Raw genomic sequence first — 24460 nt, 5'->3', positions numbered from 1 at the left:
CCCCGCCGGTGCGGTCCCTGCGGAGGATTTGCCCGGACATGACGCGCGTGGGGGACTGCGGGCCGGGGGTGAAGGTGTTTACGTGGTGTCAGACATCCGGGACCGAACGCCCCGGCCCTCCCCTCGACGGAGCCGGGACGACCCATTCGGAGGTGTGCGCCATGGCCGACGCCGCGCCGCGGCTGAAGAGCCTTCTCGAACAGGTGCTGGGAGTTGCCCTCCCGGTCCGTATCCGCGCCTGGGACGGTTCGCAGGCGGGCCCGCCGGACGCGCCGGTCCTGGTGGTCCGCAACCGCCGGGCACTGCGGCGGCTGCTGTGGAAGCCCGGCGAACTGGGCCTGGCCCGCGCCTGGGTGGCCGGAGACCTGGAGATCGAGGGCGACTTCTACGCCGCCCTGGACCTGATGTCGGGGCTGATCTGGGACCGTGGCGAGCAGGCCCGCACCCTCCGCCAGACGCTGCGCGACCCCGAGGTGCGGTCGGCCGCGCTCGGGCTGGTGCGACTCGCCGGGCCGGCCCTTCCCCCGGCGCCCCCGCCCGAGGAGGTGCGCCGCCCCGGCCACCTGCACACCCGCCGCACCGACCGGCGGGCCGTCAGCCACCACTACGACGTCGGCAACGACTTCTACGAACTCGTCCTCGGGCCGTCCATGGTGTACTCCTGCGCCTACTGGGAGGACGCGGGCACGCTGGAGAGCGCTCAGCGCGACAAGCTCGAACTGGTCTGCCGCAAGCTCGCCCTGACCCCCGGTCAGCGGCTGCTGGACGTCGGCTGCGGCTGGGGCTCGATGGCGGTCCACGCCGCCCGCGAGCACGGGGCGAGCGTCGTCGGCGTCACCCTCTCCCGCGAGCAGGCGGCCTACGCCCGCAAGCGCGTCGCCGGCGAGGGGCTCACCGACCGGATCGAGATCCGCGTCCAGGACTACCGCGACATCGGGGACGGCCCCTACGACGCCGTCTCCTCCATCGGCATGGCCGAGCACGTCGGCGAGGAGCGGTACCTGGAGTACGCGCAGGACCTGTACGCCCTGCTCCGGCCCGGCGGGCGCCTGCTCAACCACCAGATCGCCCGCCGCCCGCAGCGCGACGAGACGGCCTACACCGTCGACGCCTTCATCGACGCCTACGTCTTCCCCGACGGCGAGCTCCAGCCGCTGGGCACCACGGTCACCCAGCTGGAGAGGGCCGGGTTCGAGGTCCGCGACGTGGAGGCGCTGCGCGAGCACTACGCGCTCACCCTGCGCCGCTGGGTGGAGAACCTGGAGAGCGACTGGGAACGGGCGGTGCGGCTGGCCGGACCCGGCCGGGCCCGTGTCTGGCGGCTCTACATGGCCGCCTCCGCCCTCGCCTTCGAGCGCAACCGCATCGGCGTCAACCAGGTGCTCGCGGTGCGCAGTCCGGACCCGGGAGATTCCGGGATGCCGCTGCGGGCCCGCTCCTGGACCTGACCGGCCTGCCCGGCGGCCTGAACCGCCTGGCCTGCCCGGCCTGGCCTGCCCGGCCTGCCCTGCCTGCCCGCGCGGCGGCCTGCCCTGCCCGCGCGCCGGGGCCCGGTCCGCGTCACTGCGCTGCGGACCGGGCCCCGGCGCCGGACGGACCCTCACGGACGGGCGCCGCTCACAGCCCGGACAGCGGGGCCGGCCGGGCCGCGCGACGGGCCGGCCACAGTGCGGCCAGCACCCCGACCACTCCGGCCAGCAGCAGGAACACACCCAACCGGGCCCAGGGCAGCACCAGTTCGTACGTGGGCATCCCGGCGCCGGCCAGCTGCCCGGCCGCCCAGCCGAAGAACACGCCCAGCCCGATGCCGAGCACCCCGCCCAGCAGGGAGATCACCAGCGACTCCAGCCGCACCATGCGCTTCACCCCGCTGCGGTCCAGGCCGATCGCCCGGAGCATGGCGATCTCCTGGGAGCGCTCGAAGACCGACATGGCCAGCGTGTTGACGACGCCGAGGACGGCCACGACGACGGCCATCGCGAGCAGGCCGTAGACCATGTTCAGGATCACCGTGAACAGATGCGCGACCTCCCGGGAGATGTCCGCCTTGTCCTGCACCCGGATCGCCGGGTTGGAGCCGAGGGCCTTCTCCAGGCGGTCCTTGGCGTCCGCCGAGGCACCCCCCGCTGTCTTGACCATGACCTTCATGTCGCGGGGCCGGTCCTGGTGCGGGGCGAGCGCCGCGTTGTCCACGAGGATGCCGCTGATCAGGTCGTTGCCCCGGTAGATTCCGGCGACGGTCATCCGCTGCCCGGCACCGTCCTCGTGGGCCGCGGTGAGACGCGTCCCGGCCTTCCAGCCGCGCGCCTCGGCCGTCTGGTCGTCGACCATGACCCGGCCACCCGCGACGGTGAAGGTGCCCTCGTCGACGGTGAGGTCGGTGAGTTCGGCGATGGTGGAGCCGGTGACGCCGGTGAGGAACTCCGTCTCCCCGCCGATGCGGGCGGCGGCGCTGCGCAGGGGGCTGGTCGCGGTGACGCCCTCGACGTCCTTCAGCTTCCGCTCGACGTCCGGCGACAGGTCGTAGCCGCCCGCCATGGCGACGACGTAGTCCGCCTTCAGGGACGCGGAGGCCATGCCGTCGATGGCCTTCTGCAGGCTGCCGGCCATCACCGTCATGCCCGTGATCAGCGTCAGACCGATCATCAGCGCCGACGCGGTGGCCGCCGTACGCCGCGGGTTGCGCAGCGCGTTGCGGCGGGCGAGCCTGCCGGACACGCCGAACCCGCGCAGCAGCGGACCCGCCGCCGCGATCAGCGGCCGCGACAGCAGCGGGGTCAGCACGAACACGCCGGTGATCAGCAGCACCGCGCCCAGTGCCATCGGCGCCTGGCCGGAGGAGCCGTCCATGGTGGTCGCCGCGAGCACCACCGCCGCACCGGCCGCGGCGAGCAGGGCGCCGAGGGTGTTGCGCAGTACCAGCGACTTCGTGGTCGCCTTCGCGTGCACGCTGCTCATCGCCGCCACCGGCGGGATCCTCGCGGCCCGGCGGCCCGGCAGCCACGCCGCCAGCATGGTGATCACGACGCCCACGGTGAGCGCGCTGACGACGGTGCCGGGCGCGACCACCAGCGGGCCGTCCGGCAGGACCGCGCCGAGCAGACCCAGCCCCGCCCGCAGTCCCGCCCCGATCCCGATGCCCGCGACCAGGCCGGTGACGCCCGCCACCGCGCCGACCACGAACGCCTCGATCAGCACCGACCGGGTGACCTGCCGGCGGGAGGCGCCGACCGCGCGCAGCAGCGCGAGTTCCCTGGTGCGCTGGGCGACCAGCATGGTGAAGGTGTTGGCGATGATGAACGTGCCCACGAAGAGGGCGATCCCGGCGAACACCAGCAGGCCCTGCTGCAGGCCGTTCATCGAGGACGAGATCGTCCGGGCCTGGTCGTCGGAGAGCTGCCGCCCGGTCGTGGTCTCGACGAGGCCGGCGGGCAGCGCCTTGTCCAGGGCGGCCTTCAGCGCGGCCTGCGAGGTGCCGTCGGCGGCCCGCACGTCGATCTCGTCGTAGCGGCCCGGCGTGCCGAACAGCCGCTGCGCGGTGGCCGTGTCGAACAGGGCGAGGCTGCCGCCCGCGGCGACGTTGCCGTCGTCGGTGGTGAAGACGCCGGTGACCTTCGGAGTGAGGACGGGGCCGTCGACGGACATGCGTACGGTGTCGCCGACCCGGTAGCCGGCGCGCTCGGCCGTACGGGAGTCGAGCAGCACCTCGCCCGCGCCGTGCGGGGCGCGGCCCTCGGCCAGCGGGTAGCGGGCGTCGGGTGTGCCGGAGGCGTCCCAGTAGTTGCCGCCCTCGGACTGGAAGCCGTCGCCGACGAGCTTGCCGTCCTTGCCGGCGAGCGCGGCGAAGCCGCGGACCACGCCGGTCGCGGAGGCGGCGCCCGGTACCCGGGCGCTGGTGCGGAGGTGTTCGTCCGTCAGCTCGGCCGCCTCGCCGAGCCGGTCGCCGGAGGCCGGCCGGAGACCGGGCCGGACGGCCACGTCGACCTGGTCGTAGCCCTTGGCGGAGCTGGCCCGCAGGGCGCCGGAGAGGGTGTCGGTGAAGACCAGCGTCCCGGACACGAAGGCCACGCCGAGCATCACGGCGAGCACGGTCATCAGCAGGCGGGCCTTGTGCGCGAGGACGTTGCGCAGCGCGGTGCGGAACATCAGGAGGTACGGCCCTTCGCGTCGAAGCGCTTCATCCGGTCCAGGACCGCGTCGGCGCTCGGGTCGTGCATCTCGTCGACGATCCGGCCGTCGGCGAGGAACACCACCCGGTCGGCGTAGGCGGCGGCGACCGGGTCGTGGGTGACCATCACCACGGTCTGGCCCAGCTCGCGCACCGAGTTGCGCAGGAAGCCCAGCACCTCCGCGCCGGAGCGGGAGTCGAGGTTGCCGGTGGGTTCGTCGCCGAAGACGATGTCCGGCCGGGACGCCAGCGCGCGGGCCACCGCGACGCGCTGCTGCTGACCGCCGGACAGCTGCGCGGGCCGGTGCCCGAGCCGCCCGGCCAGGCCCACCATGCGGATCACGGTGTCCAGCCACTGCTGGTCCGGCCGGCGGCCGGCGATGTCCATCGGCAGGGTGATGTTCTCCAGCGCGGTCAGCGTCGGCAGCAGGTTGAACGCCTGGAAGATGAAGCCGATCTTGTCCCGGCGCAGCCGGGTGAGCTGCCTGTCCTTCAGGGCGCCCAGCTCGGTGTCGCCGATCCGTACCGAGCCCGAGGAGAAGGTGTCGAGCCCGGCCACGCAGTGCATCAGCGTGGACTTGCCGGAACCCGAGGGGCCCATGATCGCGGTGAACCGGGCCTGGTGGAAGTCGACGGAGACCCGGTCGAGGGCGACCACCTGGGTCTCGCCCTGTCCGTAGATCTTCGACAGCTCCGTGGCGCGCGCGGCCACCGCGGTGGTGCGGCCGGCGAGGGGAGTGGTGGTCACGGGAAGAGGCTCCTGTCGGGACGGGGCGAATGAACGACCCGTCCATCGTCTCGGCGCCGCAGCCCCGTGGAGTCAGACGCTGTTCCGGTTCCGGGGGCCGTCTGCGGTCGCACCGGACACGGCGGCGTCATACCAGGGGATGACCCCCGACCCCGAGGCGGCACCTCGTGCGGTGGACGGCCGAAGGGTCCGTGAGGGGTCGTACTCGAAGAGTTCCGGAGGCCGGACGGAGGTCCGGCCGGGACATCGCGGAGGCCTGGCGGAATCCTGGTGGAGTCCGGGCGGAGTCCCGGTCGAGGTCCGGCGGAGGGCTGGTGGAGCCGTACCGGAGGCCTGACACGAGGGTGGCTCGCGTCGTGCCGGAGGGGTGGCCCGGACCCCGGACGCCCCATGGGTCGAGACGGTGAAATTCCGTCATTCCGTATGCGTCCCGTGCCGCCGCACGCAAGGCTGTTGGCAAGTGCCGATGGCCCGCGCCGTGGTCTGATGCTCCCTCAGACGCCAATAAAATAAGACAACATCGGTCCGCCTGGCCGCTGTTCGGGGGATGTACACCGATAGGCTCGAACCTCGAAGCGGAGCCCATGGCCTGCCCGGATGGTGGAATGCAGACACGGCGAGCTTAAACCTCGCTGCCCCTCGCGGGCGTACCGGTTCGAGTCCGGTTCCGGGCACCACCCCCCCCATATCTCCCTGTATCCCCCTGTATGGGGTCTGAGCTGGCCTCTTGCCCCGAAGTCGCCGTACTCCCCTCAGGGAGCCGGCGCCCCACGCCTGCGTCTCATCCACGCCGATGCGGCGAGCCACTCGCGCGCGGCACCGGACACCTGCGGCGTGCCCTGCAGCGTCTTCGGCGCCGTCGACTCCACCGAGCCGCGCGGCCTGCTGCCCGCGGTGGCTGCCGCGCTGCGTCCGGGCGGGCGGCTTGTCCTCTTCTTCCTCGCCGGGACGTCGGCCTGCACGACGCCGGACTGCGCGACCCCGCCACATTGCGGCGTCGCGGTCCCGGTCCAGGCCGCGGGTGAAGGAGTGCGGGTGGGGCGGACCGGCTGAGCGAACCTCGGACGCACCGCCGTCCGGCCGCCCCGCGCCGCCGGGACGAAGGGGGCGCGGCGGCCTTCCGCTTCGTCGGACGCGCCGCGCGGGGAGGCCTCCTCCCCGCGGTGTGCCGTACCGGACCTCCGGGGTGTGCGGGAGCAACGCCGCCCGATAGCCCAAAAGTGGCATTCCGGGCTTTTCGGGCTGTCGTGGTGTCACCCGGCCGGAGTGCGGGGCGGGGTGGGCGGCGGGCCGGGAGCGCGCCGGCGGCGCGGGGCGGGGCGGACCGGCCCGGCGACGCCGGCCGGTGCCCGGTCTCCGGCCGGTTCCGGCTGTGTACCGGCTTCGTCATGAGTGCGCCCCGGGCGTGGCGGGAATCACCGGGCGGCGTAGCGTGTTCCGCACCAGGGCAGGGGAAAGATCCTCCCCAGGCAGTAGGGTCATCCCTTTGCCCTTCCATTACTCTTGAGCCAAGGCCGCGCAGCGCGGCCATGGAGGAGTGAAATGAGGAGCAGCAACCCGGTCTTCTCGCGACGGGGGTTCAGCCGCGACAACGGCTACGCGGGCTTCAACGCCGCGCCGCAGGCCGGGGCTGTCGGCACGCAGGGCAACCCGTACGCCCAGCCGGCAGGTGGCAACCCCTACGCGCAGAACCCGTACGCCCAGCAGGACCTGCAGTACGGCGCCCCGCCGCAGGCTCCGGCCGCCACCGGCCGGATGACCATGGACGACGTCGTCGCGCGCTCGGCCCTCACGCTCGGCACCGTCGCCGTCGGCGCCGTGCTCGCGTGGGTCCTGCTGCCGGTGTCGTCCACCAGCTACGGCCTCGCCATCGGCGCCGCGCTCATCGCGTTCGTCCTGGCGATGGTGCAGTCGTTCAAGCGCACGGCCTCGCCCGCGCTGATCCTGTCGTACGCCGCCTTCGAAGGCGTCTTCCTCGGCGTGATCAGCGAGATGTACAACAGCGTCTGGTCCGGCGCGCCCTTCCAGGCGGTGCTCGGCACCATGGCCGTGTCGGGGGCCACCCTGCTGGTCTACAAGGCCGGCTGGGTCCGCGTCACCGCCCGCTACGCCCGCATCGGCATGGCGATCGCGATGGCCTTCATCCTGGTGATGGCCGTCAACCTGCTGCTCGTCGTCTTCGGCGTCGCCGAGGACGGCGGTCTGCGCAGCTTCGGTCCGCTCGGTGCGATCGTCGGCATCATCGCCATCGTGCTCGGCGCGTTCTTCCTCACCCTGGACTTCAAGCAGATCGAGGACGGCATCGCCTACGGCGCCCCGCGCGAGGAGTCCTGGCTGGCCGCGTTCGGCCTGACCATGACCCTGGTGTGGATCTACGTCGAGATGCTGCGGCTGGTCGCCATCTTCAGCGGCGACGACTGACCGGTGGTGCCGCACGGCACCTGACCGCGTGAGAGGGCCCGGGGCGGCAGATCCGCTCCGGGCCCTCTGCTGTCCTTCCGGGGACGGGGGTTGCGGTGCGGGCGCGACGACAGCGCGCACAGGGGTGAGAGGTGGGTCGGGGGGGTGGTGCGGGTCCGTCGTGGCGCGCTCAGAGCAGTTTGCGCGCCGCCCTCCTCAGGTCGTACTCGTGGACGATCGCCTTGGCGTGGCCGTACGCGAGGTTGTACTCGTGGCGCAGCCAGCTGACCTTCTCCTCGAAGCGGAAGAGAGCGGGGCCTTCCTCCACGGTGCGCAGCCAGTCGGAGACTTCACGACCGGTGCAGTGCGGAATGCGGGCGAGCATGTTGCGGTGGGTCTCCTCGGAGAGGACGTGGGACATCGGCACCTCCGGACGCAGGGGATGTAAGCCGGTCCTTCAGGTCACGGTGCCTCAGCGTTCGCCCGATGGCAACAGTCCGCTCGCGCATTGGCGACGGTCGTGCGCCGCCGCGTAGTCTCGCGGGGTGGTTGATACGACGGGGCTCATTCGGGCTGTGGATCACTTCGCCGACCGGCTCAGGGCCGCACCGCAGAGCCGCCTGCAGCGCGGCGCCGCCGCGGAGGCCCTCCGGTTGGCCCGGGACCTGGCCCGCAGGGCGCAGGAGCTGGAGGCGCCGGGGGGCACGCCCCGGGAGATGCCGGACGCGGGGATGTTCGCCGCGGCGGACCAGGTGACCGTGGCCGGGCGGGATCTCGCGGTGGTGCTGGCGACCGAACAGCAGGTCGCCGCGGCGGTGCTGCTGGTCGAGGAGGCGCAGAAACGCGCCGGCGTCTGAGTGCTCCGCCGCAGGTGCTGCGGTGTGACGTCGCCCGGCCGCCGCGCCGTCGCGGCAGGTGCGCGGTGCCCTGCGCCGCCCCGGTGCGCAGCCGGACCGGGGTGGACCTCGCCCGGTCTGCTCAGAGGCCGGCGATGACCCGGTCGGCCAGGACGTACACGCTCTCCTCGCCGCACGAGAACGTGAGGGTGTAGGCGCCCGAGATGCCCGAGCCGCCCAGCAGGTGCGGCTGTTCGCCGGCGTTGAGGGCCGCGGACAGGCGCTCCGCCGTCTCGCGGTGGCCCGGCGTCATGCACAGGGTCGTGCCGTCGGCGAAGACGTACACGTCGAGGGTGCCGAGGGGGCCGGGGCGCACGTCGGTCAGCTCGGTGCGGGAGGAGGCGAGGCCCTCCAGGGTGGTGAGGGTGCGCTCGTGGTCGTTGACCACGGGCGAGGCGACCGGGACGAAGTCCGGGTGGGAGGGGTGGCGGCGGCGGGCCGCGGCCAGCTCCGGGGACTCCCCGGCGAACTCCTCGGCGTCGGCGCCCGGCTCGGTCACCGGCTCCAGCGGCTCCAGGCCCGCGAGGTCGGACTGCCGCGGCAGGAACAGGTCGTTGTCGGCCAGGCCCAGCAGCGAGGGCGCGTCGGAGGCGTCCCGGGCCTCCTGCGCGGCCCAGAAGGCGCGCGCCTCGGCCAGCTCGCGCTCGCGCTCCTCGGCGAGCGCCTCGGCGACGGCGGTGCGTATCTCCCCGGCGTCGGCCGCGCCGCGGGCGGCGGGGACGACGGGGCGGGCGGAGGCGTGGCTCTCGGCCAGCTCGCTGCGCAGGGCGGCGACCTGACGGCGCAGCCCGACGAGGGTGCGCAGGACGGCGACACCCACGGCGCCGGTGGCGGCCGTGGTGACCAGCAGGGCGATCGGCATGGCGCTCACTGACGTACTCCCGGTTCCTCGTCGACCCCCCGACTTCCTACAACAGCTTGAAGGGCGGACTAACCAGCTGTCAGTGCGTAACGTCACGAATCGGACAGGGCGTTGCGTCGGCATCCCGGTCCGGACGGCGCTGAGCTGCGTATATCCCCTGGTGAGGGAGATAGGTCACATCCTGGGGGAGATTGGATCACGAAACGGCCCGGAGTCCGAGGGGGTCTCGGACTCCGGGCCGCGGTGTGACGCCGGGTGGTGCTCCGGTGACGCCGGGTCGGTCAGCTCAGGCGCTCGATGACCATGGCCATGCCCTGGCCGCCGCCGACGCACATGGTCTCCAGGCCGAACTGCTTGTCGTGGAACTGGAGGGAGTTGATCAGCGTGCCGGTGATGCGGGCGCCGGTCATGCCGAAGGGGTGGCCGACGGCGATGGCGCCGCCGTTGACGTTCAGCCGGTCGAGGTCGATGCCCAGCTCACGGTAGGAGGGGATCACCTGTGCGGCGAACGCCTCGTTGATCTCGACCAGGTCGATGTCGCCGATGGCCAGGCCGGCGCGGGCCAGGGCCTGCCGGGAGGCCTCGACCGGGCCGAGGCCCATGATCTCCGGGGACAGGCCGGAGACGCCGGTCGACACGATCCGGGCCAGCGGGGTAAGGCCCAGCTCCCGGGCCTTGGTGTCCGACATGATGACCAGCGCCGCGGCGCCGTCGTTCAGCGGGCAGCAGTTGCCCGCGGTGACCAGGCCGTCGGGGCGGAAGACCGGCTTCAGGCCCGCGACGCCCTCCATGGTGACGCCCGCGCGGGGGCCGTCGTCCTTGGCGACGACCGTGCCGTCGGGGAGTGTCACCGGGGTGATCTCCCGCTCCCAGAAGCCGTTCTTCAGCGCCTGCTCGGCCAGGTTCTGCGAGCGGACGCCGAACTCGTCCATCTCCTCGCGGGTGATGCCCTTCAGTCGGGCGAGGTTCTCCGCGGTCTGGCCCATCGCGATGTAGGCGTCCGGCACCAGGCCGTCCTCGCGCGGGTCGTGCCAGGTGGAGCCGGTGGACTCGGCGACGGCAGCGGTGCGCGCCTCGGCCTCGGCGAACAGCGGGTTGTGCGTGTCGGGCAGGCTGTCGGAGTTGCCCTTGGTGAAGCGGGAGACCATCTCGACGCCGGCCGAGACGAACACGTCGCCCTCGCCGGCCTTGATGGCGTGCAGGGCCATCCGGGAGGTCTGCAGCGAGGAGGAGCAGTAGCGGGTGATCGTGCAGCCCGGCAGGTGGTCCATGCCCATCTGCACGGCGACGATGCGGCCCAGGTTGTTGCCCTGCTCGCCGCCGGGCAGGCCGCAGCCGAGCATCAGGTCGTCGATGTCCTCCGGGTCCAGCCCGGGGACCTTGGCGAGGGCGGTCTGGATGATCGTGGCGGTGAGGTCGTCCGGGCGCAGGTCCTTCAGGGAGCCCTTGAAGGCGCGGCCGATGGGGGAGCGGGCGGCAGAGACGATCACGGCTTCGGGCATCACGGCTCCAGACGGCGTGGGAAGGGCGTACTGGGGGGAAGTTACCCGTACGTATGGCGTTGGTCACCGGCATCCGGGTGTGATGCGGAACTCTTTTCCAAGCGCTTGCTTAGCGTCCGGTCGGCGACACCTCCGGCCGCGGCGCCCCGAGGCCCTCGCCGGGCGCGGCGGAGCCCGGCGCGGCCGGTCGCGCGGTGCCGGCTTCCGCGACGCCGGCACCGGTGCCGTTCGGGCCGGCGGAACGCGTCCCGGTGCTGCTCGCGGTGCCGTCCGGGCCGGTGGCGCCCGCGCCCGCCGCGGGCGTCCCCGGCGGCCCGGCCGCGGCCGGGCCCTCCGGCGCGGGCGCCGGGGCGAACAGCCAGCCCACCGGCGGCCGGGTCAGCGGCTGGACCAGGCGCCGCACCCACGGCGAGCCGAGCAGCGCGGCGAGCAGGACCGCGCCCGCCATCAGGCCGATCAGCTCCGGACGGGTGTCGGCGCGGGCGATCACGCCCTTCTCCCGCAGCGGCAGCAGGACCAGCGGGTGCAGCAGGTAGATCGTGAAGCCGCCCGAGCCGAGCAGCGAGATGAAGGGCAGCCGCCGCTTCGGCATCACCCGCAGCAGGCACAGCACCAGCGCGGCCGCGGACGCCAGGATCACCAGCCGCACCACCCAGGCGCCCTCCAGGCCCAGCGCGGTGTCGGTGGCGGAGGTGTAGGGGTGACGCATCGACAGCCAGGTGCCCGAGACGTCCTCGTGCCACAGCCATCCCACGGCGAGCGAGGCCGCGATGCCCGCCACGGCCACCGGCAGGCTCCACCGGGCCTCGAACCAGTCCCGGAGCATGCCCTGCCCGAGCCGCCAGCCGAGGTAGAACAGCGGCAGGTAGACCAGGGTGCGGCTGGCGGAGTACTGCATGCCGAAGGTGTCCACGTAGCCGACGGCCAGCGACACCAGCGTGGTCACCAGCAGCGGGTGGCGCAGCTGCACCACCAGCGGCAGCAGCAGCCGCCAGAAGAACAGCGACATCAGGAACCACAGCGTCCACGGCAGCTGTGTGATGTGCAGGGTGAACGCGCCCCCGAGCGCCCTGACCTCCAGCGAGTACAGCACGCTGAAGATCAGGGCCGGTATGACGATGCTCTGCAGCAGGGTGCGCAGCCGGCGCGGGCCGAGCGGGCCGCCGCTGCTGAACACGCCGGCCAGGACCACGAAGAGCGGCACCCGGAACGCCCAGGTGCCCACGTGGTACACCGCCAGACCGTCGTGCCGGCTGAGCAGGCTGCCGGTGGTGTGCAGGATCACGATCAGCGCGGCCGACACGAACCGCGTGTTGTCCCACCAGGGATCCCGGCCTCTGGTCGGCGCGGGGGAGGCGGCGGTTCTCGGGGACGGCATACGCATCGCGGCCACGGACTCCTGACAGCAGCATGACATGGAAGACGATCACCCTCGCCGTCCCCGGGAATGCCGCGGTTACGTCGCAACACGCACCGGGTGAACGGTGCGTGTACGGAGAGGGCCGGCCGGAGCGGGCACCGGTCCGGGCCGAACCGCACGCGCCCGCGCCCGCCCGCCCGCCGTACCCACGTCCGCCCGCCGTGCCCACGTCCGCCTGCCGTGCCCGTGCTCGTCCGCCCGTGCCCGTCCGCTCGTCCGCCCGTGCCCGTACACGCCCGCCCGAGGCGGCCCCGGCCGCCGGATCACACCGCTCCCTGGGTCGCGGCGCCCGGGCCGCGGCGTCCCGGTCACGACGGTCGGGGCACGACGGTCAGGCCACGGCGCCCGGGCCGCGGCGTCCCGGTCACGACGGTCGGGTCACGACGGTCGGGGCACGACGGCCCGGGCACGGCCTCAGGCCACGGCGTCCTCAGGCCACGGCGTCCACGTCATGACGCCCGCTCGCTCCGCCCCGGGTCACGACGGCTGGGGCGAGGCGGACGCCGGGGCCGGGTCCGGTTCGTGGACGCGGCGCCTGCGGCGGCGCTTCAGCAGGGCCCAGGGCCCGCGCGGGCCGGTCGGCATCGCGGCGGCGACCTCCGTGCCCGCCTCCGACGCGGCCTCCGCGGCGGCCCGTGCCACCGGCAGGAAGCCCTCGTCGCGGGACAGGTCCGGGCGCTCGTCCTCGGCGGGCCACAGCCCGAGAGCGGCGCACACGGTCGGCAGGACGGCCATCGCGGCGGTCGCGTAGCCCTCGGCCGAGGGATGGTAGTTGTCGGGTCCGAACAGCTCGCGGGGATTGGCCGCGAACTCCGGGCCGAGCAGGTCGCCCAGCGACACGGTGCGCCCGCCCTGCTCCACGGCCCCGATCGTCTGGGCCGCCGCCAGCTGCCGTGAGGCCCGCCGCGCCAGCCAGCGCAGCGGCTGCTGCACCGGCTCGATCGTGCCCAGGTCGGGGCAGGTGCCCACCACCACCTCCGCGCCCGCGGTACGCAGCCGCCGTACCGCGGCGGACAGGCAGCGCACGGAGCGGGTGGCCGGCATGCGGTGGGTGACGTCGTTCGCGCCGATCATGATCACGCACACGTCGGGGACCCGGTCCTGGCCGGTCACGGCCAGCCCGACCTGGCGTTCGAGATCGTCGGAGCGGGCGCCGGGCAGCGCGACGTTGCGCAGCAGCACCGGCCGCTCGGCGACCGCGGCGAGCCCGGACGCCAGCAGCGCACCCGGCGTCTGCCCGGAGCGGTGCACGCCCTGCCCCGCGGCCGTGGAGTCGCCCAGCATGGTCAGCAGCAGCGGCGGCTCACCCGACACCCCGTACGAGGTGCCGTACATCCCCTGGGCGTTCGGCACCTGCGGACTCGCCCCGTTGCCCACGTGGCGCTTGGCCAGCCGCACCTCCGCCAGCAGCAGCCCGACGACGGCCACCCCGGCCAGACCGGCCCCGCCGCCCCCGTACGCCGCGCCCGCCGCGATCCGCCGGGCCACCCGCGCCCTCGACATCCCCGTCATACGTCGCCGCCACCTCCTCGAACCCGTACACCCACTCCTTGCCCCGTACAGGCCGTCGGCCAATCTCAACAGGGAGTGAACGACCCGCGGGGGCCGTAGGCTGGCGGAACCATTACGACCGCATCTTTTTGCAGCATCCGGAGACAACGGTGCAATTCCACGACTCGATGATCAGCCTCGTCGGCAACACCCCGCTGGTGAAGCTCAACAGCGTGACCAAGGGCATCAAGGCGACCGTCCTGGCCAAGGTGGAGTACTTCAACCCCGGCGGGTCGGTGAAGGACCGCATCGCCCTGCGCATGATCGAGGCGGCCGAGCAGAGCGGCGCGCTCCGGCCCGGCGGCACGATCGTGGAGCCCACCAGCGGCAACACGGGCGTCGGCCTGGCCATCGTGGCCCAGCAGAAGGGCTACAAGTGCATCTTCGTGTGCCCCGACAAGGTGAGCACCGACAAGATCAACGTGCTGCGGGCCTACGGCGCCGAGGTGGTGGTGTGCCCGACCGCCGTCGACCCCGAGCACCCGGACTCGTACTACAACGTCTCCGACCGCCTGGTCCGGGAGACGCCGGGCGCGTGGAAGCCGGACCAGTACTCCAACCCGGACAACCCGGCCTCGCACTACCACTCCACCGGCCCCGAGCTGTGGGAGCAGACCGAGGGGCGGATCACCCACTTCGTGGCGGGTGTGGGCACCGGCGGCACCATCTCCGGCACCGGCCGCTACCTCAAGGACGCCAGTGACGGCCGGGTCAGGATCGTCGGCGCCGACCCCGAGGGCTCGGTGTACTCCGGCGGCTCCGGGCGCCCCTACCTCGTCGAGGGCGTCGGCGAGGACTTCTGGCCCACCGCCTACGACCGCACGGTCGCCGACGAGATCGTCCCGGTGTCCGACAAGGACTCCTTCCAGATGACCCGCCGCCTCGCCAAGGAGGAGGGCCTGCTGGTGGGCGGCTCCTGCGGCATGGCGGTGGTGGCCGCGCTGCGCGTCGCGGAGCGGCTCACCGAGGACGACGTGGTCGTCGTCCTGCTCCCGGACAGCGGCCGCGGCTACCTCAGCAAGATCTTCAACGACGAGTGGATGGCCGACTACGGCTTCCTGGAGGACGAGGGCCCCAGCGCCCGCGTCGCCGACGTGCTCGTCGACAAGGAGCACGGCGCCATCCCGTCCCTCGTCCACATGCACCCCGAGGAGACCGTCGGCCAGGCCATCGAGGTGCTGCGCGAGTACGGCGTCTCGCAGATGCCGGTCGTCAAGCCCGGCGCGGGCCACCCGGACGTGATGGCCGCCGAGGTCGTCGGCTCGGTCGTCGAACGGGAGCTGCTGGACGCCCTGTTCAGCAAGCGCGCCTCGCTGGACGACGCGCTGGAGCAGCACATGTCGGCGCCGCTGCCGCAGGTCGGCTCCGGCGAGCCGGTCGGCGACCTGATGAGCGTGCTCGGCAAGGCCGACGCGGCGATCGTCCTCGTCGAGGGCAAGCCGACCGGTGTGGTCAGCCGTCAGGACCTGCTGGCCTTCCTGGCCAAGACGGGCAAGTGACGGCGGACGTCCGGTGGACCGGCCGGGGCTCCGGCGAACCTGCGGTGTCCGGCCGTCGGCGCGGCTTCGCGCAAGTGGTACGAGCACGTCACGTCCGCGCAGCACCCGCTTAACACGCCTCCGGCAGATTGGTCGGCGTCGGCAGGGCGGGAGCGGCTCCCCGCCCGGGCCGACGCCGAACGGCGCCAAGGACCTCCGGAGCGGCTCCCGGACCTCCATGGACGCCATGGGCGCGCACGCCTGGCCTGACCCGGCCCGCGTCCCTCGCGGGGACCGCCGTCGTCCCGACCCCCGGTGACGGGGGTGCGGCGGTCCCCGCGCACGACGTCCCGGCCCGGGACCCGCCACGGCGGGCCCCGGGCCGGCTCACTCCTCCCAGTCGCCGTCCCGGCCGGACCCGCCGCGGCGGCGGAACAGCTCCGGGCTGACCCTCGCCGCCTGCACCACGTTCACCCCGAAGATCCCCGCCCATGCGATCAGCAGGCCCGGCAGGTGCCCCACCCCGCCGCCGATCGCGGACAGCGGGATCGCCAGCACCAGCGACACCATCCCGAAGCCGTACCGCTCACCCCAGGAGTCCGTGTCCTCGGGCGCCCGCCGGCCCCGGGCGGTCGCCATCTGCTGCTCGGCGAGCTGCCGCCGCACCCGGCGGTCCACCGCCGCGTCGATCCGCTGGTCGACCTTCTCCAGGAAGGAGTCGACCAGCGCGGACTCGTACTCGTCACCCAGCTCCCTGCGCGCGTGCAGGGTCGCGTCGAGTTCCTTCTTCAGGTCGGTGTCCCGCCCGTGCGTTCCCGTCATACCCCCACGGTAGGAACACCCGCGGCCCGAGCACAGTGGGGCTAACCCCCGGACCTGCGGGCGGCGCCCCTGCGGGCAGCGGACCGCCACGGCCTGCGGGCGGCGGGGCGTGCGTGAGAGCGATCGGTGGAAGTGACAGTTGACAAAGGCTCTGATCAGGCCAGTCTCATGTGCACCTCGGCGCGTACGAGTCGTTCCGAACCACTGATCATGAGAGTGCCCACGGCTTTCTTAACCGGAGGGGAGCGCGGCGGAGGTCAGCCCTCGGCGATGTTCGCTGTGAGGACGCGGACGGCTTCGCGAGTGTCGTCCGCGGCGAAGCGGACTTCGCATACTTCTTGCGTCGGCTTCCCGGGCTTGGGCGCCAAGGGGTAGGGCTCTCGTAGCTTGACGCTGAGGGTGGTGGAGTCGCCGATCGGCATCGCCAGTACACCGTCGTCGATCTGGACGGCCCTGCGGTAGCCGCTGTGCCGGGTCGTACGTACCGACTGCACGAGTTCGAGTGGGATAACGATCTGGGTGAAGTGAGCGAAGCGCAGCACTACTTTGCCGTCGCCGACGGTATGGGGGCGGATGGAGAGCGCGGCGAGGAACCCGAGTACCCACACCGTTCCGTACACGGAGAGAACGAGCAGGATGATGCGCACCACTGACCACGGGATCAGGAACTCGACAGCGAGGATCTCCAGCGGTACGAGAAAGACCATCACCCACATGATTGGCTTGATTTCAGAGCCGTAGGCCAGGATGACGTGGCCCTCCGGAGCGTCCGGCTTACGCCGGATCCAGCGCCAAAGAGCCCGGAAAAGTCCGAATTCCATCCCCATTGCTTTGGCTACGGGTGCGGGGAGGACTGCGGACAGCGCCTGGTTGAGGGCCTCTTGCCCGTCGGCGCCCTGGCTCCGGGAGGTCTTGAAGGCCCGTCTGGCGAGGGTGATCTCGGTGATGACGATCCCGGCGAGGAGAAGTTCGAGGGCCAGCCCCACTGCCACAGCCTCGCCGAGGCTGAACACGCCGGTCCAGACGAGGCAGACCTGGGCGAGGACCACGGTCGGTGCGGCCCATCGAGCAGCCGTCGTCAGGAATTTCCGCAACGTCATCACCTTTCCGTATACGGGTGCTCTGACAACCATCCCAGCCCGCTCTCCGCCGCAAAGGGACGACGAGCCCTCCGATGGCCGTATCCGATCGTGCGTAGCAGGTCGCGGAGAGGGCCTACCGCGGCGGGCGACGTCACTGTTTCTGCCAGTCCCGTTCCACGACAACCCAGCTCTCGCCTTGAGGTTCCCCCGCTGCGCGGGAGTGGCTGACTAGCAGGTCAGGGCGGGTTGACGTGGTTTCAGGTTCACTGGTTCGGCCGCTGCCTGGTCGGCGTAGTGCTTCTCCTCGAACTCGATAGGGCTGAGGTAGCCGAGCCGCTTCTGGATGCGGCGGGGGTTATAGAAGCCGTCGATGTACTCGAAGAGCGCGAGATTCGCCTCGGCCCTGGTTGCGAAGACGCGTCCGCGGATGCACTCGGTCTTGATCAGCATCCACAGGTTCTCCGCCAGGGCATTGTCGAAGGAGTCGCCGACCGAGCCCATGGACGCCTGAACTCCTGCTCTGACCAGACGTGTTGTGAGCTTGATAGACGTGTATTGCGTGCCGTGATCGGCATGGTGGACGAGTTCGCCAGGGGCAACCTCGCGGCTGGCCAGCGCGTACTCGAGGGAGGTGAGGACCAGGTCGGCGTCCGCGCGGGCGGAGGTTTCCCAGGCCACGACTCTGCGGGAGAAGGCATCGCGGATCGCCGACAGCCACAGTGGCCCGTCCAGGGTGGGGATCATGGTCAGATCGGTGACCCACAGCCGGTTCGGCGCGGGTGCCGTGAAGTCGCGTTGCACCAGGTCAGGGGCGAGGTCGGCGTCCGGGTCACGGCGGGTGAAGCCCTTGCTCCTGCGGGGGCTGATCCCGGCCAGGCCGGCCTGGCGCATGAGCCGCTCGACCCGCTTACGGCCGACGTGGACACCCTCGCGCTTCAGGACGGCATGGACCCTGGGCGATCCGTAGATCCCGCCGGAGTCCTGGTGGATCTGCCGGATCTGCCCGGTCAGCTCGGTGTCTTGGCGGATCCGTTCGCAGGGGTCCTTCTCGGCCTGGCGCCAGCGGTAGTAGGTGGAGGAGGGGATGTTCAGTTCCCGGAGTACGGGCTCGACCCCCAGGTGCGGGTGCTCGTCGAGGAGCGCGGTCACCTGGGCCGGGTCGGGTCGAGCTGCGCGGCGAAAAAAGCCGAGGCCGTCCGCAGGACCTCGTTGGCCCGGCGCAGGTCCCGCACCTCGCGCCGCAGCTGGGCGAGCTCGTTCTTCTCTTCGGTGGTGAGCAGGTCATCCCCTGTTGCCCCAGCTGGTCCCCCAGCTGTTGCGGACCTGGAAGGCGCCCGGTCCGGCGCCGCGGTCGTATGGAGCGGTGTCGGCCTGGTCGTCGTAGCCGGTCAGTAGGACCACGTGGGGTCCCACGGACTGCTCTGTTGTGAGCTGGACCGGAATGACGCCACCGTTGACGAGGGACATAGAGATCGACGGGCAGAGCCGGATCTCCACGCTCACGGGGATGCCCAGGGCGATCGCACGGCGCGTCAGTTCGAGCATTCCGGCTCCGTCCGGTGCGGAGAGAGGCCACGCGATGGGTTTGGTGCGCCTTGCAGTGGTGCGGCAGTGCTCGGGTGGGTCCCGGTCGACCCTGGTCAGGCCGTGTTCGTCGTACGGCCAGGCCGCTTCCTCGCACAACGTGACACCCGGCCAGGGCCTGCTCGGCCTCGGTCGGCGTGAGGGCGTTCACCGGGAAGGCAAACCCGTCTCTACGGCACCGCTCTGCCAGATCAGGGGCGATGCAGGGGGTCGTTCCAGAACCACAAGGCGCCCTGATGGCCGTGCCAGCGACGGTGAAGTGCGGGGTCGGTGGCAGGCAGAGGTGGGGCGTCGTCGTAGTGGATCCGGACGTTGTCCAGCGCGCGATGCAGGGCGCGCAGCGTGTCGCGGCCTCCGGGGCGGTGGGGGTTGTCGATCAGGGTGTCGAGGCGGCGCTGGATGGCGAGTAGGTGCTCGTCAGCGATGCGGGGTGTGCGCATGCGGGGGATGACGCGTGGGCAGGGGCCGAGGCGCCGGCGCTTCCAGGCGACCGGGCGGCACTCGGCAGGGCTGCCGGGGCCGGGGGTGGTCTGGTGAAGCCGTTCGCCGCAGCCGCGGCAGGAGACGAGGAGGTAGACGCGGTGACGAACGCAGGCGAAGGACCAGATCAGGCGCCAGCGCAGCAGCCAGCGGCCGCCGTTCTCGCGCAGGCATGCGGGGCAGGCGCTTCCACCAAACGGGCACACTCTGGAGTCGCCCCAGAACCCCCGGCAGACCCAGACGCACCAGCATCACGCACGCTCGGTACGCCGCGAACCACTCAGCCTGCGACACCTCCACCCCGCCCGTGATCGGCCGTACCTGCCCATCCGCGATCTCCAGCCACCGCCGCTGAAGCCCCGCGACATCAGGCGGCGCCGACCGTACGCGCACGAGTGGCAACCACTGCGGACACGGCTGCCGACCGGCCATGCTGGCGCTGGCCGCCGACGCCCTCCGCGACGCGCTCGACAACACCCGCGGCCGCATCCCACCCCATCGCAGCACACACCGGCACGAGGGACACCGGTCCAGCAGCACCACCTCATGCACGGGACACACGCCCGCGCAGGCCAACTTCCACCAATGCGGCCACACCCCGCCCGACGAGAGAAGGCACAGGGTGCAGGCCCGGCTCCCGTAGACCTCTACCCAGCCGCTGCCGGCGGTCACCCTCGACGCTGTGTCGCCCGAGGCCAGTACCTCGGAGAGGAGGAGTGGTCCCTGATCGAAGACGGCCAGGTGTATACGCTCCGTCGTCGAGGCCGCCACGCCAGTAGCCGCGTAGACCGCATCGCACACCGCGCCGTCAGCGCGAACCCCGAACGTCCGGGGGCGTACATCCGTGGAAGGTCCACGCAGCCTGAGCCCCAGCAACTCCGCTATCACCCCGGGGGACACCGGTTGAGCCACGCCATCCGGTCCAGCCAAGACCCGAATGCCTCACCCGCCTGCGGCGCCGTAACCAGGGCCAACCGTCGCGGCAGCACGCCCCACCCCCTATGAGTGACCCAGGTCACTATCGCTTAGGTGGTCGGCGCTATCAAGCCGACTGTCGTGTTGAGCGGCTCGCTGTCATCTTCGGCGGGGGCTCTCAGTGCGGGTGGGGGAAGCGTGCCACTTGCTCCGGTGCATAGGAACATGCAGAGTTCTTGGCAGCTGAATAACCGGACCTTCGAGGGGGAGCGCGTGATGAGCGTGAGCGACAGTCCTGCGGCACGCCTGCAGGCGCTCTTCGAGGGGCACCGGCTCACGCCCACCCAGCGGCGCATCGCGCACAGCATGGTGCGGCGTGCCGCCGAGGTGCCCTTCCTGTCGAGCGTGGAACTCGCCGAGCTGGCCGGGGTCAGCCAGCCGTCGGTGACGCGGTTCGCGGTCGCGCTCGGCTTCGACGGCTACCCCGCGCTCCGCCGTCACCTGCGGGAGGTCGCCCCGGCCGAGCCGGCCGCGGACACGGCCGCCGCCAACGAGTACCAGCAGGCCGTCGAGGCGGAGATCGAGAACCTCCGCCGGCTCGCCGAGGCGCTCGCCGACCCGGCGCCGGTGGCCCGCGCCGGGCGGGTGCTGGCCGCCTCCCGCCCGCTGCCCGTGCTCGGGCTGCGCGCCGCCGCCGCGCAGGCGTACGGCTTCGCCTACTTCGCCGCCAAGGTCCACCCCGACGTACGCCTCCTCGACGCCGGCGGCACCATGGTCCAGGACCGCATCGACGGCGCCGTACGGGCCGGGGCGACGGCCCTGCTGTGCTTCGCGCTGCCCCGCCACCCGCGCGAGGTCGTGGACACCCTGGCCTACGCCCGCGCGGCGGGGCTGACCGTGGTGACCGTCGCCGACTCCGCGTTCGCGCCCGTCGCCAAGGTCTCCGACCTGCTGCTGCCCGCCGCCGTCGGGACCGGCCTCGCCTTCGACACGGCGTGCGCGCCGATGCTGCTCGGCCGGGTGCTGCTGGAAGCCATGTGCGACGACCTGCCCGAGGCGCAGGCCCGGCTGGAGGAGTTCGACACGAAGGCCGCGGCGCGGGGCCTGTTCGTCGACTGAGCGTTCCGCGCGTTCTCAGGTTCGTCTCACCTTCGTCCGCTACGGTCCGCGGCGGACGGCACCTGACCGGGTGGAGCGAGGGCGAGGAGGCGGATGTGGCGCGGGACGCCGGGCTCATGCCGGGCAGTACGCCGACACCCGTTCGGTTTCTACTGCCGAGATATGCGTACTGGCGTGTTCCATCCGTCCGGCCAACTCCTCCTGTGTCCACCCCCGCTCTTCCCGTGAGCTGCGCAAACGTGCCCCGAACGCGGCTTGCGGGCCGGCCTCGGGGTTCAACTCCCGACGGTTCAACGGGGTTTCACCGTCCTTCCGTGCTGATCTGACACGTTGAACGGCCCCCGACTGTAAGCCACGCTGTGCCTCCCTGATAGTGGCATCACTACGGAGAGGAGCGGGCTATGAGCCTGCCGCACTTCCCAGGACAGGGCGGCGCGGTCGCCGGACGGGTACCGCTTCCCGCCGGAATCCCGAACGGCCGATACGCCCCCACCACCCCCGAACTCCTGATGAGGGTGCTGGCCGGACCGAAGCGGCTGAGCGCCAACGTCTCCGCCCTGGAGCCGGTTCCCGTGGACGGCTGCGACGTGTGCGGGTCGCTCGCCAGGCAGCGCGAGAGGGCGCGGGCTGTTGGCCGGCTCTTCCACAGGTGGTGGACGCCGTGGCCGGACTGATCGAGCGCGCCCGCGCGACGCAAGAGCCCGCCATCACCCGAACGAGCGGGGGAACAAGTCGTGACCCGCATGTGGAACGCCGTGGCAGCGTTCGCCGGACCTGGTCATCGCCATGGTCGGCGCCTCGGTGGGGTTCGTGCTCGGCGCTGCCGCCGACGGCGCTCTGTAGACCCCCGTCCCGGTTGGATCACCCGCCCGTAACCCTGGGACAGGTCGAGCGCCGACCGGGGCGGGTTGTGCACCACAGCCACCGTACGAATCGACCAAGGAGGAGACTTGCTGACGAGCCTTGCAGGTACGGAGACCACCGCACCGGCCCCGTGGGGGCTGCGCCGTATGACTCCGCTGCGCAACGGTTCCCCGTCGCCGTGGCGGTATGCGGGGATCGACCCGGCCACGCAGACCGGCCGATGGGTCGGGGAGGACGGAGTGATGGTGCCGGCCGAACTCGGCAAGCACGGTACGAGTGTGGGCACCTACCCGCCCACACAGGTCGGTAAGGACGGCAAGGTGGACCCGGACACCGGACACGACGCAGAGCAGGACTGAGGGGGTAGCGCCATGGACGGACGCCCGGTGCTGGTCTGCACGGAGTTCGAGGACGCGACCGCTGATCTGGTCATTGCGGAGTTGAACCGGCGCCGGGTGCCCGTCCTCCGGTTCGACCCGGGGCGCGACTTCCCCGCGTCCGTGGTGCTCGGCGCGCGGGTCGGGGCTGGGGGCACTTCCCGGACGAAGTCCGGGGGAGGATGGGCCGGGCGGCTGACGGTCGGGGAGCGTACGGCGGATCTGTCGGCCGTGCGCGCCTTGTACCACCGTCGGCCGAGTTCCTACCCGACAGGGATCGGCGAGCAGGCGGCCCGGTTCGCGGCGCAGGAGAACCGGCGCGGCCTGGGCGGCGTGCTGGGCGCGTTGCCGGGGTGCTTGTACCTGAGCCACCCGCAAGCCATCGCGCGGGCGGAGTACAAGCCCGCGCAGCTCCATGCGGCGACCCGGTTAGGGCTCACGGTCCCGGCCACGCTGATCACGAACGATCCAGTGGAGGCCAAGGCGTTCTGCGCCGCACAGCCGACCATCTACAAGCCGTTGCACGCGGGGGCGTACGAGGTCGAGGGGGAGCCTGCCGGAATCTGGGCCGCTCCGGTCGAGGCGGGCGAGGTCGACGGCGCGGTGAGCCACAGTGCGCACCTGTTCCAGGCGCAGGTGCCGAAAGTGGCTGATGTGCGTGCGGTCGTCGTCGGCGAGCAGGTGTTCAGCGCCCGGATCACCGCGCTGCCCGGGGTCGTGGACTGGAGAGCCGACTACCAGAGCCTCACCTACGAGCCGGCCGCCTGCCCGGACGGGATACGCGGGGCGCTGGTGCGGCTTCTCGCCGCTTTCGGGCTGAACTTTGGCGCCTTCGACTTCGCCGTGACCGCGGACGGCGCATGGTGGTTTCTGGAGTGCAACCCCAACGGCCAATGGGCCTGGCTGGAAGACGCGGCCGGACTGCCGATCACACACGCAATCGCAGACCTGTTGGAGAACGGAGCGAGTCAGCATGAGTGACCCCCTGCCGTCGGAACACCTACGGGCCGACCTCGCGCGGCGCCTGTCCAAGAGCGGCAGCCTGCGCAGCCCGGAATGGGAGGCGGCCGTCATGTCGGTGCCCCGCGAGGCGTTCCTCGCGCGCGGCTGGTTCGAGTACGAAGACGGCAGCTGGTACCGGCCGGCGGCCGGGGACTCCGCGGAAGGACTCGCGCGGATCTACGAAGACGACACGCTCGTGACACAGGTGGCCGGGGGCGTCTTCCCCGACCAAGTCGAGGGGCGCATCGCCGCGGCCCCCTCGTCGTCGTCCACCCTGCCGAGTCTGGTCGTGCGGATGCTCGAAGACCTGCGAGCGACCGAGGGGACGCGCGTCCTGGAGATCGGCACGGGCACGGGCTACTCAACCGCGCTGCTGTGCCATGTCGTCGGCGAGGACAACGTGACCACGGTCGAGGTCGACGCCGAGGTGTCCGCCCGTGCCGGGATCGCGCTCGCGGGCGCCGGGTACTGGCCTGCCCGCGTGGTCGGTGACGGACTGGCGGGCTACAAGGAGGGCAGCCCGTATGACCGCGTGATCGCCACGTGCGGCGTGCACACCGTGCCGGCCGACTGGCTCGCGCAGACACGCCCCGGCGGTGAGGTCCTGGTCACGGTCGGCGGATGGATGCACGCATCCGAACTCGCACGGCTCACGGTCGCCGACGACGGCACGGCCAGCGGCCCGGTTCTCGGCGGACAGGTCTCGTTCATGCTGGCCCGCCCCCACCATCCGCCCCCGCTGGGCATCCTGCCGAACCTCAGCGAGGGCGACGCGGCGCCCGCCAGGCTGGGCGCGGATGCGCTCGACGACTGGACCGCCCGGTTCGTCGCTCAGTTCGCCGCGCCGCGCGCACAGCGGCTCACGCTGGAACGCGACGGCCGGACGGAACACGTCGTGATCGACGTGGACGCCGAGGCATGGGCGGTCGTCCACCAGGACGGCGGACGATGGATGGTCCGGCAGGGCGGCGCGGCGCGTCTGTGGGACGAGATCACCGAGCGTGTCACGCAGTGGCAGGCGGACGGGCGCCCGCCTGCCGACCGTATGCGGCTGCACGTCGGCCCCGACGGGCAGCGCCTCACCTGGGCATGACCGCGGGGTGACAGCCTCCATACCGCCCCGTCCGTCCGTCGTTCCCCCGTGGCGGACGGACGGGGCGTTCTCACGCGCTCGGGGCGGCTCTTGCGGG

The 24460-nt window shown here is 72.2% G+C and carries 21 protein-coding genes, 1 tRNA gene and 2 pseudogenes; 11 read left to right on the top strand and 13 right to left on the bottom strand.

The features are described from left to right. Positions 1-161: 161 nt before the first annotated feature. On the top strand, positions 162-1448 hold the full coding sequence (locus AC5K6T_RS28815) for a class I SAM-dependent methyltransferase (protein ID WP_493213677.1): 1287 nt from the start codon (positions 162-164) through the stop codon (positions 1446-1448). A 169-nt stretch (positions 1449-1617) separates the two neighbouring features. Here AC5K6T_RS28815 and AC5K6T_RS28810 read toward each other — a convergent pair whose 3' ends face one another. Further along, a complete protein-coding gene (locus AC5K6T_RS28810) occupies positions 1618-4146 on the bottom strand; it encodes an ABC transporter permease (RefSeq protein ID WP_493213675.1) in 2529 nt (842 codons plus the stop codon). Further along, positions 4146-4916: an ABC transporter ATP-binding protein gene (locus tag AC5K6T_RS28805; RefSeq protein WP_493213673.1), complete on the bottom strand. Its 771-nt coding sequence runs from the start codon at positions 4914-4916 to the stop codon at positions 4146-4148. The genes AC5K6T_RS28810 and AC5K6T_RS28805 overlap by 1 nt, the downstream gene beginning before the upstream one ends. A 591-nt stretch (positions 4917-5507) precedes the next feature. Between AC5K6T_RS28805 and AC5K6T_RS28800 the strand changes: the two genes are divergently transcribed. The 3 genes from AC5K6T_RS28800 to AC5K6T_RS28790 all read left to right on the top strand — a co-directional run bounded on the left by AC5K6T_RS28800 (position 5508) and on the right by AC5K6T_RS28790 (position 7337). Next, positions 5508-5593 (top strand) — tRNA-Leu (locus AC5K6T_RS28800). Positions 5594-5750: 157 nt separating this feature from the next. Then, entirely contained in the window at positions 5751-5969 is a 219-nt protein-coding gene (locus tag AC5K6T_RS28795) for a hypothetical protein (RefSeq protein WP_493213672.1), read from the top strand. Positions 5970-6458: 489 nt separating this feature from the next. Next, the gene (locus AC5K6T_RS28790) at positions 6459-7337 is read left to right on the top strand and encodes a Bax inhibitor-1/YccA family protein (protein WP_493213670.1); all 879 of its coding nucleotides are present in this window, start codon (positions 6459-6461) and stop codon (positions 7335-7337) included. A gap of 169 nt (positions 7338-7506) precedes the next feature. Here AC5K6T_RS28790 and AC5K6T_RS28785 read toward each other — a convergent pair whose 3' ends face one another. Next, a complete protein-coding gene (locus AC5K6T_RS28785) occupies positions 7507-7737 on the bottom strand; it encodes a DUF4287 domain-containing protein (RefSeq protein ID WP_493213669.1) in 231 nt (76 codons plus the stop codon). A gap of 154 nt (positions 7738-7891) precedes the next feature. Here AC5K6T_RS28785 and AC5K6T_RS28780 point away from each other — a divergent pair, with 154 nt between their 5' ends. Beyond that, positions 7892-8173 (top strand): hypothetical protein, encoded by a 282-nt coding sequence (locus AC5K6T_RS28780; RefSeq protein WP_493213667.1) that lies wholly within the window; start codon positions 7892-7894, stop codon positions 8171-8173. Between the two features lie 121 nt (positions 8174-8294). On the opposite strand, the gene AC5K6T_RS28775 is transcribed toward AC5K6T_RS28780, so the two are convergent. The 4 genes from AC5K6T_RS28775 to AC5K6T_RS28760 form a co-directional block, all read right to left on the bottom strand. Next, a complete protein-coding gene (locus tag AC5K6T_RS28775; protein WP_493214284.1) occupies positions 8295-9074 on the bottom strand; it encodes a hypothetical protein in 780 nt (259 codons plus the stop codon). 281 nt (positions 9075-9355) lie between these two features. Beyond that, positions 9356-10576, bottom strand: coding sequence for an acetyl-CoA C-acetyltransferase (locus AC5K6T_RS28770; RefSeq protein ID WP_493213666.1), 1221 nt, complete (start codon positions 10574-10576; stop codon positions 9356-9358). A gap of 109 nt (positions 10577-10685) precedes the next feature. Beyond that, positions 10686-11960, bottom strand: coding sequence for an acyltransferase family protein (locus AC5K6T_RS28765; RefSeq protein WP_493213664.1), 1275 nt, complete (start codon positions 11958-11960; stop codon positions 10686-10688). 513 nt (positions 11961-12473) lie between these two features. Further along, positions 12474-13508, bottom strand: coding sequence for an SGNH/GDSL hydrolase family protein (locus AC5K6T_RS28760; RefSeq protein WP_493213662.1), 1035 nt, complete (start codon positions 13506-13508; stop codon positions 12474-12476). A gap of 149 nt (positions 13509-13657) precedes the next feature. Here AC5K6T_RS28760 and AC5K6T_RS28755 point away from each other — a divergent pair, with 149 nt between their 5' ends. Beyond that, positions 13658-15046: a cystathionine beta-synthase gene (locus tag AC5K6T_RS28755; protein ID WP_493213661.1), complete on the top strand. Its 1389-nt coding sequence runs from the start codon at positions 13658-13660 to the stop codon at positions 15044-15046. A gap of 366 nt (positions 15047-15412) precedes the next feature. Here AC5K6T_RS28755 and AC5K6T_RS28750 read toward each other — a convergent pair whose 3' ends face one another. From AC5K6T_RS28750 to AC5K6T_RS28730, 5 genes and pseudogenes are all read right to left on the bottom strand, one after another. Further along, complete coding sequence (locus AC5K6T_RS28750) at positions 15413-15847, bottom strand: hypothetical protein (RefSeq protein WP_493213660.1); 435 nt, start codon at positions 15845-15847, stop codon at positions 15413-15415. Positions 15848-16104: 257 nt separating this feature from the next. Then, a complete protein-coding gene (locus AC5K6T_RS28745) occupies positions 16105-16947 on the bottom strand; it encodes a hypothetical protein (RefSeq protein WP_493213659.1) in 843 nt (280 codons plus the stop codon). Between the two features lie 210 nt (positions 16948-17157). After that, positions 17158-18087: pseudogene (locus AC5K6T_RS28740) on the bottom strand (IS3 family transposase); the annotation flags it as partial. 123 nt (positions 18088-18210) lie between these two features. Then, on the bottom strand, positions 18211-18612 hold the full coding sequence (locus tag AC5K6T_RS28735; protein ID WP_493213657.1) for a C1 family peptidase: 402 nt from the start codon (positions 18610-18612) through the stop codon (positions 18211-18213). Positions 18613-18704: 92 nt separating this feature from the next. After that, complete coding sequence (locus AC5K6T_RS28730) at positions 18705-19199, bottom strand: TniQ family protein (RefSeq protein WP_493213656.1); 495 nt, start codon at positions 19197-19199, stop codon at positions 18705-18707. Positions 19200-20184: 985 nt separating this feature from the next. Here AC5K6T_RS28730 and AC5K6T_RS28725 point away from each other — a divergent pair. Then, positions 20185-21027, top strand: a complete 843-nt coding sequence (locus AC5K6T_RS28725; protein ID WP_493213655.1) for a MurR/RpiR family transcriptional regulator — start codon at positions 20185-20187, stop codon at positions 21025-21027. Between the two features lie 138 nt (positions 21028-21165). On the opposite strand, the pseudogene AC5K6T_RS28720 reads toward AC5K6T_RS28725, so the two are convergent. Next, positions 21166-21321, bottom strand: a pseudogene (locus tag AC5K6T_RS28720) (helix-turn-helix domain-containing protein); the annotation flags it as partial. A 107-nt stretch (positions 21322-21428) separates the two neighbouring features. On the opposite strand from AC5K6T_RS28720, the gene AC5K6T_RS28715 reads away from it, so the two are divergent. The 4 genes from AC5K6T_RS28715 to tgmC all read left to right on the top strand — a co-directional run bounded on the left by AC5K6T_RS28715 (position 21429) and on the right by tgmC (position 24363). After that, complete coding sequence (locus tag AC5K6T_RS28715; RefSeq protein WP_493213653.1) at positions 21429-21701, top strand: hypothetical protein; 273 nt, start codon at positions 21429-21431, stop codon at positions 21699-21701. A 276-nt stretch (positions 21702-21977) separates the two neighbouring features. Then, positions 21978-22250: a putative ATP-grasp-modified RiPP gene (gene tgmA / locus AC5K6T_RS28710; protein WP_493213651.1), complete on the top strand. Its 273-nt coding sequence runs from the start codon at positions 21978-21980 to the stop codon at positions 22248-22250. A gap of 12 nt (positions 22251-22262) precedes the next feature. After that, entirely contained in the window at positions 22263-23249 is a 987-nt protein-coding gene (gene tgmB / locus AC5K6T_RS28705; protein ID WP_493213649.1) for an ATP-grasp ribosomal peptide maturase, read from the top strand. Then, positions 23242-24363: an ATP-grasp peptide maturase system methyltransferase gene (gene tgmC / locus AC5K6T_RS28700; protein WP_493213647.1), complete on the top strand. Its 1122-nt coding sequence runs from the start codon at positions 23242-23244 to the stop codon at positions 24361-24363. Before tgmB ends, tgmC begins: the two co-directional genes overlap by 8 nt. Positions 24364-24460 lie beyond the last annotated feature (97 nt).

Source organism: Streptomyces sp. B8-7 (assembly GCF_058833805.1).
Note: the sequence above shows the minus strand (reverse complement) of the source record. Positions and strands in the feature narration are given on the sequence as shown.